This window comes from Brasilonema sp. UFV-L1, assembly GCF_012912105.1.
Lineage (GTDB): Bacteria > Cyanobacteriota > Cyanobacteriia > Cyanobacteriales > Nostocaceae > Brasilonema.
The window spans coordinates 49,978-62,887 of record NZ_QMEA01000099.1 but is presented as its reverse complement, the minus strand read 5'-3'; the positions used below and the strand labels follow the sequence as shown (position 1 = coordinate 62,887).

Annotated in this window: 13 protein-coding genes; 5 read left to right on the top strand and 8 right to left on the bottom strand. The window is 43.7% G+C overall.

From position 1 onward, the window contains the following. Positions 1-1,289, top strand: a 1,289-nt coding sequence (locus DP117_RS24220; protein ID WP_248277800.1) for a DHHA1 domain-containing protein, incomplete at its 5' end; no start/stop codon positions are given. 32 nt (positions 1,290-1,321) lie between these two features. Here DP117_RS24220 and DP117_RS24215 read toward each other — a convergent pair. Then, positions 1,322-1,444, bottom strand: a complete 123-nt coding sequence (locus tag DP117_RS24215) for a photosystem II reaction center protein Ycf12 (RefSeq protein WP_169220795.1) — start codon at positions 1,442-1,444, stop codon at positions 1,322-1,324. Between the two features lie 157 nt (positions 1,445-1,601). On the opposite strand from DP117_RS24215, the gene DP117_RS24210 reads away from it, so the two are divergent. Beyond that, complete coding sequence (locus DP117_RS24210) at positions 1,602-1,955, top strand: YkgJ family cysteine cluster protein (RefSeq protein ID WP_169220788.1); 354 nt, start codon at positions 1,602-1,604, stop codon at positions 1,953-1,955. 30 nt (positions 1,956-1,985) lie between these two features. Here DP117_RS24210 and DP117_RS24205 read toward each other — a convergent pair whose 3' ends face one another. Together DP117_RS24205 and DP117_RS24200 are read right to left on the bottom strand one after the other, a co-directional pair. Then, entirely contained in the window at positions 1,986-2,675 is a 690-nt protein-coding gene (locus tag DP117_RS24205; RefSeq protein ID WP_169220787.1) for a response regulator transcription factor, read from the bottom strand. Beyond that, positions 2,672-3,883 carry a sensor histidine kinase gene (locus DP117_RS24200; protein ID WP_169220786.1) on the bottom strand — a complete coding sequence of 404 codons (1,212 nt, stop codon included), beginning with the start codon at positions 3,881-3,883 and terminating at the stop codon, positions 2,672-2,674. Before DP117_RS24200 ends, DP117_RS24205 begins: the two co-directional genes overlap by 4 nt. 268 nt (positions 3,884-4,151) lie before the next feature. Here DP117_RS24200 and DP117_RS24195 point away from each other — a divergent pair, with 268 nt between their 5' ends. Both DP117_RS24195 and DP117_RS24190 read left to right on the top strand, forming a co-directional pair. Continuing rightward, positions 4,152-4,577 carry a TMEM165/GDT1 family protein gene (locus tag DP117_RS24195; RefSeq protein ID WP_169220785.1) on the top strand — a complete coding sequence of 142 codons (426 nt, stop codon included), beginning with the start codon at positions 4,152-4,154 and terminating at the stop codon, positions 4,575-4,577. 73 nt (positions 4,578-4,650) lie between these two features. Next, entirely contained in the window at positions 4,651-4,950 is a 300-nt protein-coding gene (locus tag DP117_RS24190) for a TMEM165/GDT1 family protein (protein ID WP_169220784.1), read from the top strand. A gap of 51 nt (positions 4,951-5,001) precedes the next feature. Here DP117_RS24190 and DP117_RS24185 read toward each other — a convergent pair whose 3' ends face one another. Both DP117_RS24185 and DP117_RS24180 read right to left on the bottom strand, forming a co-directional pair. Beyond that, on the bottom strand, positions 5,002-5,487 hold the full coding sequence (locus tag DP117_RS24185) for a DUF4149 domain-containing protein (RefSeq protein ID WP_169220783.1): 486 nt from the start codon (positions 5,485-5,487) through the stop codon (positions 5,002-5,004). A gap of 426 nt (positions 5,488-5,913) precedes the next feature. Then, positions 5,914-7,626, bottom strand: coding sequence for an amidase (locus DP117_RS24180; protein ID WP_169220794.1), 1,713 nt, complete (start codon positions 7,624-7,626; stop codon positions 5,914-5,916). Between the two features lie 901 nt (positions 7,627-8,527). Between DP117_RS24180 and DP117_RS24175 the strand changes: the two genes are divergently transcribed. Then, on the top strand, positions 8,528-9,172 hold the full coding sequence (locus DP117_RS24175; protein ID WP_169220782.1) for a DUF2808 domain-containing protein: 645 nt from the start codon (positions 8,528-8,530) through the stop codon (positions 9,170-9,172). Here the strand turns inward: DP117_RS24175 and DP117_RS24170 are convergent. From DP117_RS24170 to DP117_RS24160, 3 genes are read right to left on the bottom strand one after another with little or no spacing between them, the layout of a single operon-like run. Further along, positions 9,169-9,927: an alpha/beta hydrolase family protein gene (locus DP117_RS24170; protein WP_169220781.1), complete on the bottom strand. Its 759-nt coding sequence runs from the start codon at positions 9,925-9,927 to the stop codon at positions 9,169-9,171. The genes DP117_RS24175 and DP117_RS24170 overlap by 4 nt on opposite strands. Positions 9,928-9,959: 32 nt before the next feature. Beyond that, positions 9,960-11,753 (bottom strand): ABC transporter substrate-binding protein, encoded by a 1,794-nt coding sequence (locus tag DP117_RS24165; RefSeq protein ID WP_169220780.1) that lies wholly within the window; start codon positions 11,751-11,753, stop codon positions 9,960-9,962. Beyond that, entirely contained in the window at positions 11,750-12,778 is a 1,029-nt protein-coding gene (locus tag DP117_RS24160) for an NAD-dependent epimerase/dehydratase family protein (protein ID WP_169220779.1), read from the bottom strand. The genes DP117_RS24165 and DP117_RS24160 overlap by 4 nt, the downstream gene beginning before the upstream one ends. Between the last annotated feature and the right edge of the window lie 132 nt (positions 12,779-12,910).

Here is a 12,910-nt window from a genome sequence, read left to right as displayed (position 1 = left end):
GAGGTGGGGAGATGGGAGGGATTAGTATAACTTCTAGTTCCTTAAATTCAAAATATCCCCAAAGGGCACGGTACGCGAATAAAATTCAAAATTCAAAATCATTGAAGCCGGAGGATATTGGCTTTCGGTTAGGTCCTAGAATTAATGCAATTGGTCGTATTGCGGATCCACAGATTGTCATTGAATTGCTGACGACTGATGATATGGGGATAGCGCAAGAGCGGGCGATGCAGTGTGAAGCAATTAACCGCCAGCGTCAGGAAATGTGTGAGCAAATTGAGAATGAGGCAAGAGAAATTGTAGAGACGTGCTACCTTGCTTCTCTACAGCAAAACCGTGTTTTGGTAATTGTACAACCTAACTGGCATCATGGTGTGATTGGTATCGTTGCTTCTCGCTTGGTGGAACGCTACGGTGTTCCGGTGTTTATTGGGACATACGAGGATGAGACGCACATTCGCGGTTCAGCACGTGGAATTCCAGAGTTCCATGTGTTCGAGGCTTTAGAATATTGTCGGGATTTGCTTGGCAAATTTGGCGGACATAAAGCCGCTGGAGGCTTCTCTTTACCATCCGAAAATTTAGAGGCGTTGCGATCAAGTCTGAGTGAATTTGCAAATCAGTGTCTAGAACCTCAGCACCTCAAACCACTTCTGAGGATTGACACATCTGCCAACCTCAGTCAAATTCATCCTCAGCTTTATCAACAGCTTCATGTTTTAGAGCCATGTGGAATCGATAACCCAGATCCAGTTTTTTGGACATCTCATGTTCGAGTCATTGAGCAAGCAACTGTGGGTAAGGGTCATCTCAAGCTGACTTTAGCACAAACTATTGATGATTTAGAGTACAAAATTAAGGCGATCGCCTGGCGCTGGCGTGAGTACTTTCCTCTACCGTCGCGACTCGATATCGCTTACAAACTCAGAGAAAACCACTTCAATGGCAATACAACTATTGAGTTGGAGTTGCTTGGCGTCAGACTTCCAACTCAACCTCACATTTTTTTCGCCGCACAATCAGCGCCATTAAGAAGCGCCTTTGAGTACGAACAACGTCACTACAAGTGTGGGATTTATAAAAACGGTTCTGTACCAGAATTAAGAATCGGAAATCCTGAAGGTCATATCTTAGCTGTTCAGCTAGGACACACCATCGGTTTACTGGGAACTAGTCGTCAGGAAGCTGTAGAGGTTGATGTTTCTCAACCCCAATACGACCAAATTATTCAAACAGCTTTTCAAGCGTTATCAACTTCTTTGAGCAATCAGAATGCTGAGTGGGAATGACTCCGAACTCAGCACTCATAGCAAGAGTACTCTTATAGGTCGCCGTTGCGAAATGCCAGCACAAAAATGACTGCAGGACCAGCTAACATAATGAGTGCAACAAAAAGTAGCTGGAAAATGACTTCCCAATGAATACTGCCTAGAGTGTTGAATATAGCGTCCATTTGTCCTCCTTGAAAAAAGGGATGTAACTGCAAAACCCGCAATAGATCATATCCGGCGATCGCCCGTCATCTTTAATTTACTTAACAAAATTATAAAAAAAACGATACAGACTGAAACAATGTAGTTTATTTAGAACAGGTTTTCGTCATGGCAACTTGGCAATGTGTTAAGCAATGTGGAGCCTGCTGTCATCTTGACCCAGCAGATCGTCCTGACTTGGATGAGTATTTATTACCAGAAGAACTGGAACTGTATCTGAGCATGGTTGGTGAAGGAGGATGGTGTATAAATTTCGACAAAGATTCGCGAGAATGTCGCATCTACGCAAATCGTCCGCGATTTTGCCGTGTAGAATCAGAAGTTTTTCAGGATATGTATGGTATTGAACCAGAAGAGTTAAACGATTTTGCGATTGACTGCTGTCGTCAGCAGATAGAAGGAGTTTATGGGGACAGAAGCTTAGAAATGTTGCGTTTCGATCAAGCAGTAGGTACTTATTGACGTCAACAACAGATGAAAATCAGAAATTAATTATTTAGGAGAATTTTCCAACAGCGATAGACAAGAATTAGCAAAGATAGCAGCTTGGGTGCGATCGCGTAAATTTAACCGACTAAGAATACTCGTCACGTGATTTTTCACTGTTCTCTCTGTAATGTAGAGAGATTTTGCAATTTCTCGATTGCTAGCACCACTAGCAATTAAACGCAAAACTTCTTTTTCTCTTGGAGTCAGTTCAGCAAGCCCAGGTAAGTCAGTTGAAGGTTTTGGTGTAGCAGAGTGTAGTAAAGGAGACAAGACTTTTTCAAATAACCCTGGTCCCAGCTGAGTGTACCCTTGATGAACCAATCGGATAGCATTTGCCAATTGTTCTAAAGGTGTATCTTTTAATAAATAACCCCTTGCTCCAAATCGCATCGCTTGTGAGATATATTCATCATCATCAAAAGTCGTCAAAACTAACACTTTCACCCTCGGAAAACGCTGAGAAATGACTTCAGTTGCGGCTACACCATCCATGACAGGCATACGGACATCCATCAAGACCAAATCTGGTTTTAAACCTTCTGCTTGGGTATTCGCGAAGCCTTCCAGAATAGAAATCGCACTTTCACCATTTTCTGCCTCACCTACAATCTGAAAATCGGGCTTTGACTCCAACAAACTTTTTAAGCCCTGACGAATAATGATTTGGTCGTCTACCAATAACAAGCGAATCATTGCGCAAGCCTCAATAAGGGAATATTGCAAATAATTTGACAACCAGCTTTGGGCGTACTGACAATGTGAAATTGACCTCCCAGAGTCAACGTTCGTTCTCGCATTCCTTGAATACCAAATCCTGTGGTATTTTGGTTTGGGTTGAAGCCTTTACCGTTGTCACAAAGATGTAAGTACAAAGAATCAGCAGTTGTATGTAAGTTAATTTTGACTTGAGTGGCGGCGCTATGCTTAGAAATATTTGTTAAGGCTTCTTGAACAATCCGGTATACTGTTGTGCTCACTTCAGCGGGTAATTGTCGGGGTAGACTGAGCTTACATTCTGGAATAATATTTGTTTGGCGCTGAAAATCTCCAAGCAACAGCAATAGTGAAGATTCCAGGGATTTTCCATGCAAAGGATCACAACGTAGCGTTGCTACAGATTGGCGCACCTCTCGCAACGCACTGCTACCAAGTTGCTTGGCTTCTTCCAAGAAGGCTCTGGTTTTATCAAGATTTGATGACAGAAAGAGCAAAGCATTTTCTAACTGGATACTTTGAGCTGTGAGCGAGTGTCCTAAAGCATCATGGATTTCACGGGCAATACGGTTGCGTTCTTGGAGAGTCGCTTGATCTTCAATACGGAGGGCATATTCTTTTAGTTGTTGATGAGCGATCGCCAATTTCTCTCGACTTTGCCGTTCTGCTAGCAAAGCATTCACCAACAACAACACAAATACCAGCACTAAGCCAAACATCAGCCCTGCGTTTAACGCAAGATTCCAGATATCAACAACTGGTTTTTGGCAACGATTTTCTAATTGTGGGTGTGTGACTAGCGGAATCAACGAGGTGACAACAAAGGATATAAATCCCAAACCTGCTACGAGCAAGCGTCCAGTGAAATTGAAGACCAAGCAACTGCGAATGACTAAAATCAACAGCAGTGGTGGGAATTTAATTGTTGGACCAGTTATCACATTAACCAACAAAATCAATACCAACCCTAATCCCGTATAAAACACTTTTGAGAACAGGTTAACCGTTGGTAACCATAAACCCATTGCTCCAAAGCAGATAATAAAGAAGAATGCTAGTGGCTGAGGCAAGACTTGGGGGATATGTGGCGGACGTGTCGGGAGAAGCAGAGTAATCCCCAAGAGAATCCACTCTAGGTGGAGCAGTAAGCGAAACGGGTGAGATTGGAATTGAATCAGGCGATTCACGGCAGCAAGTGTAAGTAACAGGATATCTTGTATCTATCTACAATTCACTCAAAGAATTTCCCCTACTCTACAACACAGTATTTTTTGCCGCTAGGGTCGTTATTCACATTTTTGCTACACTAGGCTAGGACTTTAGTCCTAGTGACAATTTGTACATCAGTATCAAACTAAGCTCTCTTAAATCCTGGCTCCTGGCTTGCCATTTGTAAAGAATCTTGAGAAAATGATACAAATATGAAAATAACTTGACATTCAGAAAATATTGCCCGTGAAACTTGACTCTAAACCTTTAAACCTTTCCACATCTGAGATTAAAAAGCAGCTAAAGCTAGAAGACGAAACAGACTGCAATTCTACAACTACGTTAGTTGAGCAGTCCTCACCTTTGGTTTCTGGTAAATATCAGAAGCCGCAAACCCCAGCAGTCATTTGCGCCACGACCTTTGTGACCATCTTTCTAGCGGAAATTGGTGACAAGACACAGCTATCTACCCTGTTGATGAGCGCACAATCACAATCTCCATCGGTCGTGTTTTTGGGTTCAGCCGCCGCCCTCGTCACGACAAGTCTATTGGGTGTGATGCTAGGGAGTTGGATAGCTAGCAAACTCTCACCGAAAACCATAGAAAAAGCATCAGGAGTCATGCTGTTGCTGATTTCCCTGATGCTATTTTGGGACGTAGCCCAATTTTGATCGCTCCTTTGTGGCACGAAGTGCCATATTTTGAATTTTGAATTTTGAATTTTGAATTTTGAATTTCTTAACTATGGATTGGCATCTTTTAGGATTGAGCTTTATTACAGTTTTTTTGTCAGAATTGGGTGATAAAAGTCAGTTAGCGGCAATTGCGCTTTCAGGCCGTTGTCAATCTCCGCGTGCAGTGTTTTTCGGTACAGCTGGCGCACTGCTTCTGACCAGCTTTTTAGGAGCCTTAGCAGGGGGGGCAGTGTCAGAGATATTACCCACAAGGTTATTGAAAGCAATTGCTGCCGTGGGATTTGCCATCCTCGCAGTACGCCTATTATTTCTTAACAATGAGGAAGCTTCGCTGGAAGTTGATGAATGATGATGTATGAAGTTTTTTATCATTCATGCTTCATCATTCCTCATTCATGATTTAACGCCGCCAACACCAGCCCAAAAGTGTGCCACCTACTAATAGCTTGACTGTTTCCAAAATCCAGTAACTACCATGCAGTATATTCATACCTGCTGGAGTTTCAGCAGTTGTCTGAAATAGGTTCAGATTGAGTCCGATGGCAGACATTTGCGGAGTTAACAGGTAGGTGTCAACCAAAGCTACAGCAAGTAGTAGCACGGACGCAATAATTGCACTGCGCCGCCAGTTGGATTGGCTGTTGCACACAGCTAACACACTGGTTAACACTAACCCAGCAGACAATAATTCAATACGATTAAAATTCCAGAAAAGGACATAGCCGGCTGTTGCAAAATTGGATTGAGTCATCATGCCAGAAACATACAAGCTAGGCATAATTACCCAGTCTAGAAAGAGGCTCGCACTAAGCCAAAAGCCTAAAGTGAATACGGCAATGGTCTGCCAAATGGGTCGCTTAAGTTCAACGCTAGAAACTGAGTTCATATTTTTGAATAATTGCGTATCTTTAATATCTCTAGTTTCTAACGTAACAAAGCGCTGTGACAACAGATGTCAATTATCTTTTACAAATTTATTATCACTTTGCAAAGCAATTTCGGTATTCTTTACACAACTCCAGTCTTGTAGCAGTCCTAAATCATAAGCTCTGCGTGTACGCTACGCCAACGTGAAAAACAAGATCCCTGACTTCTCGCGAGAAGTCGGGGATTTGTGTCTTCAACTTTCACAAATCAAATAAGATTGCCATACATTAAGAAGTGGCATTAAAAAATGTAAAGTAAATTGAAGATAAATAACAAATAAGTTTGATGAAAACGTAGAGTATGGAAAAGTCAATTTTGACATCCTCTCACGACTGCCCAAACATCCGCTACGCACGCTAACATTTGGACCCAACAGGAAAACCAATCACCTACGGAGAAACGACTGCTGACGCTTGAGCCTAAATGTGAGAAATCCCAAACTAAGCAACACCAGAGCAGGTAATGTAGAAGGTTCAGGTACAAGTATGGGAGGACGACGAAGCTGTGTAGCACGCTCGTAGTCATATGCATAGCTGATAATTTCTGCTTCGCCAAAGTAGTTGCCCAAGAACTCCAAAGACATGGGAATTCCTTCAGTCGAGAATCCCATTGGGACTGTAATAGCTGGCAAACCGAGGATGTTTGCCTCAAACCGTGCAGGAAGCTCACCGTAGACCTGGTAGATCTCGTCTCCTGCATCTCCCTGTGGTGGCGCAAGGTAGTTGAGCGTTGGGAAGACGAAGGCATCAATGCTGTTCGCTGCCATAAAGTCTTCATACTGTTCTGTCCTGAGCCTGGCGAGAGCTTGCAGTGCTTGGGCTACTTCTGGAAGCTCCTCCCACGGCTTAGCTTCTCCACCGGCAATGACTCCGGCAATACCCTCGACGTATGAGTAGTTTAAGTTATCCTCTGGGATAATATTGAGCAAGTCAACGAATGATTTAATTTCGTCGTTGTTGTACTCCTTGATGAGTTGTTCGTAATAGTAAGCCCGACTCTGATCCACTCGCTTGTTGGAACTGGGATAGTCTTGTGGACCAAAATCGATGAACCAAGTTTTGTGAGCAGGAATGTCAACCTCAATCAGCGTAGCTCCTTGCGCTTCTAATACCGTCTTGGCTTGCTCAAACGCTGCGGCGACCTGCGGATCTATGGGATAGCTTTCCCCCTTTTCGGGATCGCCCTTACCAATGTAAGGTCGGGGTAAACCCAGTGTCTTACCTTGGAGCGAAGTGTCGTCAAGGAAATTAATGTAGGAATTAGGGCGGGTGTTGTTTGGGATGTAAGGATTCCAGATGTTGTTTGGGTCGTAATCAACCAACGTATCCATCGCAATGGCAACGTCTGCAACCGTTCTAGCCATCGGACCAATCACGTCCCGCTCTGGTGTTAGGGGCCAAATACCATCGACAGAGATTAGACCAGCAGTGGGTTTAAGACCGACCAGGGCGTTGTGGGTACTGGGTACACGGATTGAACCACCAGTCTCGCCACCCATAGAAAACATCGTCAGATTAGCTGCTACCGATACTCCCGAACCACTGCTGGAGCCGCCAGGCGTGCGGTTTGGCGCATAAGGGTTAATCACCGAACCGTATGCCTCGCTCACCCCATCGTAAGAAAAAGCCCAGGTACTCATGTTCGCCTTGCCCAGGATGACTGCTCCGGCTTCCTTAAGCTTCTTGACCGCGAAGGCGTCCTCCGTCGCGATCAGCGACTTGAAAGCCTCGACGCCATTGGTTGTTGGCAAACCCTTAACATTGTATGAGTCTTTCACGACCACTGGTATACCGTGCAGTGGACCGAGAATAGTGCCTTGAGTACGCAGCACATCTAACTGTGCTGCTTCGTGCAGCACGTTTGGATTGAGAAAACCAATGGAATTTAGCTTTGGTCCTGCTTGGTCGTATGTAGTAATTCGGTCAAGGTACATTTGTGTGAGTTCTTGACTTGTTAAAGTACCTGACTCAAATGCTGCCTTGGCATCAGAAATGGTTGCTTCCTCTAGTTTGAAAGTTAATGCTAGCGCTGCTGTCGGAAAAATACCTAGCATGACAACTTGAGCTGCTAGAAGAGATGATTGTTTTAGAAGTCTCATTGATGGGTTATACCTCGTTGCTTCAAATCCTAAAACCTAGTTTTTGCAAGGTAATATTGTATGAGCAGATATTTTTTGAGATTTGAGTATTCGTCAAGTATTGCAAAGCAACACTTTCAGATGGTCAAACTTGTGTCGTCTCAAATCTTATAGAGATAACCTGCAGAATATAGGCTCAAACGTCACTTCAAACTACGAACTGACTGGAGCTTTAACAATTTCTTCAACCTCAAAAGAGTAGTAGCTGAAGACATTATCTTTCAGCAGCCTATTATCCAAGTCATTGAGTGAATTAGCATCAGGAATAACTCCCTCTGTAAAGATTTTTACCGGTAAATCTCCAAGAAAAACTTCTGCAAGTGGAGCACAAGTATTTCGACCTATAAATAGGCACGAAATAACTTTTATGAGTTAAGTCAGCAACCAACATTGTCAATCAATTTTGTCATTTTTGCAACCAGAAAAAGATTCTTTTTCTACGTTTATTTCTCAAACAAATATATTTTTGAGGTGTGTTATGAACAACTTAAGAGCAGGGTAGAATCTTTATGATGTAAAGCTTTTAGAGAAAAAATATCTGAAAATGTAGTGAAAAAAAATAATTTTATCTACCATAAAGTAGATGATAAAAAAAATCATATCAAAAAAGCGATTTATCTGGCACTGAAAAGTAGAGCACAAGCGCATTCTCTCTTACTTGGTATCTGGTGAGACCAGCACGGCGCAGGAGGGGACTCCATCCATCCCCACTCGCTGGGGACCCTGAAGCGCCTCGCTGTAGCAAGTGGCATGTGTTTAGCGTCCCTACCTCTATAAGGGGATGAGCTTTCTGCTTCCACACTGTAAAATCAAACCGTAAGGCAAGTTCGCCACCTGTGATAGCTCCTCCGGATGCAGAACAATGCGCATAGCATTTTTATTAGGTAAAGCGATCTGCGCTCCGCGCAGCAGCGTTTGCGCAGCGCCCCCTAAGGGGCTAGCTATCGCCTCCTTGGGGCAGACACTCTGCGCGATCGCTTGTACAGCAGTCATAGGCGGATACACTGCGGACTTGAGCCAAGCAGTTCAGTTACGAGATGGTAAAGTCTATTTTGTCCAACCGCCGCAACTAGTAAGTGCAGTGACAACCTACAAAGATACTTATATATGGGGCGCAACATACTATTTTACCATTAGCTTGCCAGAAAACGCTGGAGAACCGCTGCAAAAAATCACGATTAACCAGCGTGAGGGAGTAGATCGTGTACGCTTTGACCTCAAAGACACTTCCGCTTTTGAAGGAACGGATTCTAACAAAGGTCAAAAACTTGCTCTCAAAGATGTAACAAGCGACCGCAAAACGAAAACAATATCACTCACTTTTGATCCGCCAGTCTCTCCAGGGAGAACCATCACAATAGCTCTCAAACCAGTGCAAAACCCAACGGTTGCTGGCGTATATTTATTTGGAGTCACAGCGTTTCCACCGGGAGAGCAAGCTCATGGTCAATTTCTTGGCTATGGAAGGTTGCAATTTTACAACTTTGGTCATAATCGGTTTTTTTAGCACTCAGCGCTAAGTATTGAGGCAAGGTGGGCAGGGCGAGACAGATAGGGGCAATGTCCTCCAGGCAGTTCTATGGCGTCAACTCCCAAACGTTTGCGTGCAGCATACCGCGACCATGTGGGGGAAATTGTTCGGTCATCAGTGCAGACAATATAGGTGTACTCCACATCCGGGAAAGCTTGCAGGGGAGTGACCTCGAAAATGTGTGCCATTGATTGGTGATTCCGCAGTTTGGAGATTGCCCAACGCGCCACATCAGGTTCACAGTCGTGAAACAGAACTTCCATTGCTAGTGCTTCGCTCCCTGAAGAGTCTTTGCCAAGCGCAGCGCCAAGCACAGCTGGGTTGTACATATCAGGCTCATCACGGAACTGCTCGAACTTACTCGCCTCTGGCAGTTCGTAACCTAGTGCTTTAAGGGCATTGGGATCAACCTCATCATAGAACTGGTCGAGGACACTTGTTCCTACATGCGGAATGAGCGTGGCGAGGAACACAAGCCGACGAACTCGACGTTGGGTGGCGACAATGGGAATAACAGTACCAGCCATTGAGTGACCGACTAATATCACGTCCTCATCTTTTGGTATCACTTGAACGACTGCATCTGCAAAATCGGACAAAGTAGCGGATGCATCTTCGATAGGCAAATCCATTGCGACTGCTTTGTGACCTCGTGCTTCCAATTCGGGAATCAGCAAATCCCAACACCACGCGCCTTGCAAAGCGCCGTGAACTAAACAGAAAAGACTCATATAACCTCCGTTAAAATCCTAATCTGGATGCCTTATTGTGTGACTTTGATTTCATGAATGTTCCAAAATTTGTGAGCAATAGGGGTGTATTTGGCGGAGTATTTAATGCCTTGGATGCTATTGCGCACTGCCAACATTTCCAAACGGTTAATCAAGTAAATACACGGTAAATACTCTTGAGCAAGCCGCTGAGTTTTGGCATAAATTGCTTTACGCTTTGCTTGATCAAATTCTTGTGCAGCTTGGCTGTAAAGCTTTCCAATTTCTGCTTCCCAATCAGCCACCTCCCTACCTTGTATCGGCTTGTGTCCCGTTCGAGGGCTTAGATTAAACAAAGGACCTCCGTTTTGAGGAGTCCAGACACCTGCTAAATCGTTCGGTTCTAAACTGCTAAGAAAACTTCCAAAAGAAGTTTCCCAATCTTGGGAGTTCAAGAGCTTGTCTACAAGAGCATTATTTACCATTGTGACGAAATCGACTGCAATACCAATTTTGCTCAAGTCTTGTTTAATCTGCGATCCGATTGCGTCTGTTGTTTTGCTTCCCGCACCAGTAATTAAAGAGAAGCGGACGCGGTTGCCAAGAGTATCTAGTAGCTGATTTTTGTCGTTGTACTTAAACCCGGCTTTTAGTAACAGTTCCTTCGCTTTTTGTGGATTGTAATCGTAAACTTTTAACCCTTCGGTTGGTGAAAGATAATAAGGACTTTGCGCGAGAATTGGAGAATTTTCTACTTTACCCAAGCCCTGAAACGTGTTGTTAAGCATCGTTTGACGGTCGATAGCGTAGGCGACAGCTTGTCGAAATTCCACTGTATTAAACCAACGTGACTTTACTGGATCAACTAATGGTTTTCCATCTCTTGTCGCTTTATTGAGATTGAAAACAAGAAACTCTGGTCGGAAGCTAGGCTGGGCATAGATTTTGTAATTCCCCTGCTTTTCCTGCCGCTTCAGTAAAGAAAAGTGTTGCGGTTCCAGCGCTTCAACATCCAACCCGCCGGAACGAAATTGGAGCAAGGAAGTATCCGTCGATGCCACAATTTGCCAAACAATGCGTTCAATATAAGGCTGGGAATTGCCTTGAGCATCTTTGCGCCAGTAGTAAGGGTTGCGCCGGAACACCAAACGTTGACCAATATCGTAACGCTCTAGTATATAAGGACCGTTGGTAATCAGTTGATCGACAGGAGTATCAGTGCCCCACTTAGTTAGAAACATCGGCTTCCCCTCTTTGTCTTTCGCTTTCACCGACGCTTGGAAAACATGAGCAGGTAAAACATCAGCCACTGTCATACCCAAGAAAGGAACATAAGGTTCTGGTAGAATAAACTCAATCCGATGCTCATCTAATTTGCGAACCTTAGGCAATGCCCTAGTTTCACCTATGCGAAATGTATCAATGACAACTGTGGGAATCTCTTCGTTAAGGTAAATATCTTTGTAGGTAAACACCACATCATCAGCTGTTAGAGGCTTACCATCAGACCATTTCAACCCAGAACGCAAGTTAAAAACAATCCGTAATTTGTCGTCGGAAATTCGCCAAGATTCGGCTAAGGCTGGTTCGACTTTACCAGTGACTGGGTTTTCTTTGACCAACCCCTCATAAGTCAAGCCAAAAATATTAACTCCAGCTTGATTAAAAGCAGTGTTAAAGGTTTGGGGTTCGCCAAGGATACTAGTTACCAATTGATTAACTGGAGTGGATTGTGTTTGAAAGTGAACTGAGTGATAAGCCAAAACTATAAGTGTTGTTGTCACAATCAAGATGATTGGTAACCAAAAACGCGAGATCAGGGAAAAGATTGTACCGCAAAATTTCATACAAGCTTTGCCAAAATCCCATCTTCTGTTCCGTAGTCCAGTAACCAAGGTTCTGCCAACTCCTCAGGTTCTTCAGGTGGATGAATTCGCTCCCAGTCAATGGTTCGTTGTAGTGCTTTTTCCAAGGATACAATTTCCTTGTATCCCAACTCTTGGCGGATGCGAGTAGAGTCCACAAACCAATGTTGCTCTGTGTTCACCGTCAGCTTCCATTCTGCTGGTAATTTGTCTCTAGATACAGAAATGACTTCACCCTGCCATCCTGCTACTTTGCCAACTCTAGTTATGCGTTTAGCCTCGGTAAATACTTCTGTGTCGGCGACATGATAAATGCGACCTTTCGCACGTTGATCACACACAGCTAGAGCGATCGCATATGCCACATTCTCCACATATCCATAAGAACCCCGCCACCTGGCAAGACTTTCTTCCAAGACAATAGCAGGGCGGTTATCATCCATTCGTTGGAGATAAGAATATAGACGGTGTCGGGGGTCGTTAGGACCGTATACCATTGGTAATCTAACAATAGTACCAGGTAAGTCAGAGTCTGACATGACAACCTGTTCAACCAGAATTTTTTCGTAATTAACAGGCGTGTTTAAGGGTCTATTTGGCATATCCTCAAAAGGATAAAATTTTTGACGCACAGGTGAATCTTCAGTTAAAGGTACTGGAACAACTTCAGATTCTCTACCCAGAATCACATCATAGGCACGATACACATCCATGCTGCTGATTGCGACGACACGCTGTGTAATTCCCTTAAACGTGTTCATCAGTGTGAGTGCATCATGTTCTGTGTAGGAAATTATATCCAGGACGACTTCAGGAGAAATTTCCTTAAACTTGCTTTTGAACTCATGTAGATGAGTGCGATCGCCCAAAATTTGATGCACATTTGATGGTAATTCAGCTATGGTTTTTCCTCGATGAAATAAAGTCACTTCATGACCTATCGCACAGAGGTGAGGAACGACATGAAGACCAATAAAGTTAGTGCCACCAATGATTAGAATTTTCAAGTTTTACATCCTTTTGACACACTAGATTTAGGACATTGGATTGAAGCAATGAAACCCAACTACTCAACTATTTTTTAATTTTTATCAGCTGGAAAGATAGTGAAATAAGTAAGTCGGCACGATAAAACCTAT

What these genes read in the sequence shown, in the direction of transcription:
- DP117_RS24190 (WP_169220784.1), top strand. Translation starts at nt 4,651, where the DNA reads ATGGATTGGCATCTTTTAGGATTGAGCTTTATTACAGTTTTTTTGTCA.
- DP117_RS24205 (WP_169220787.1), bottom strand. Translation starts at nt 2,675, where the DNA reads ATGATTCGCTTGTTATTGGTAGACGACCAAATCATTATTCGTCAGGGC.
- DP117_RS24210 (WP_169220788.1), top strand. Translation starts at nt 1,602, where the DNA reads ATGGCAACTTGGCAATGTGTTAAGCAATGTGGAGCCTGCTGTCATCTT.
- DP117_RS24180 (WP_169220794.1), bottom strand. Translation starts at nt 7,626, where the DNA reads ATGAGACTTCTAAAACAATCATCTCTTCTAGCAGCTCAAGTTGTCATG.
- DP117_RS24165 (WP_169220780.1), bottom strand. Translation starts at nt 11,753, where the DNA reads ATGAAATTTTGCGGTACAATCTTTTCCCTGATCTCGCGTTTTTGGTTA.
- DP117_RS24185 (WP_169220783.1), bottom strand. Translation starts at nt 5,487, where the DNA reads ATGAACTCAGTTTCTAGCGTTGAACTTAAGCGACCCATTTGGCAGACC.
- DP117_RS24175 (WP_169220782.1), top strand. Translation starts at nt 8,528, where the DNA reads ATGCGCATAGCATTTTTATTAGGTAAAGCGATCTGCGCTCCGCGCAGC.
- DP117_RS24170 (WP_169220781.1), bottom strand. Translation starts at nt 9,927, where the DNA reads ATGAGTCTTTTCTGTTTAGTTCACGGCGCTTTGCAAGGCGCGTGGTGT.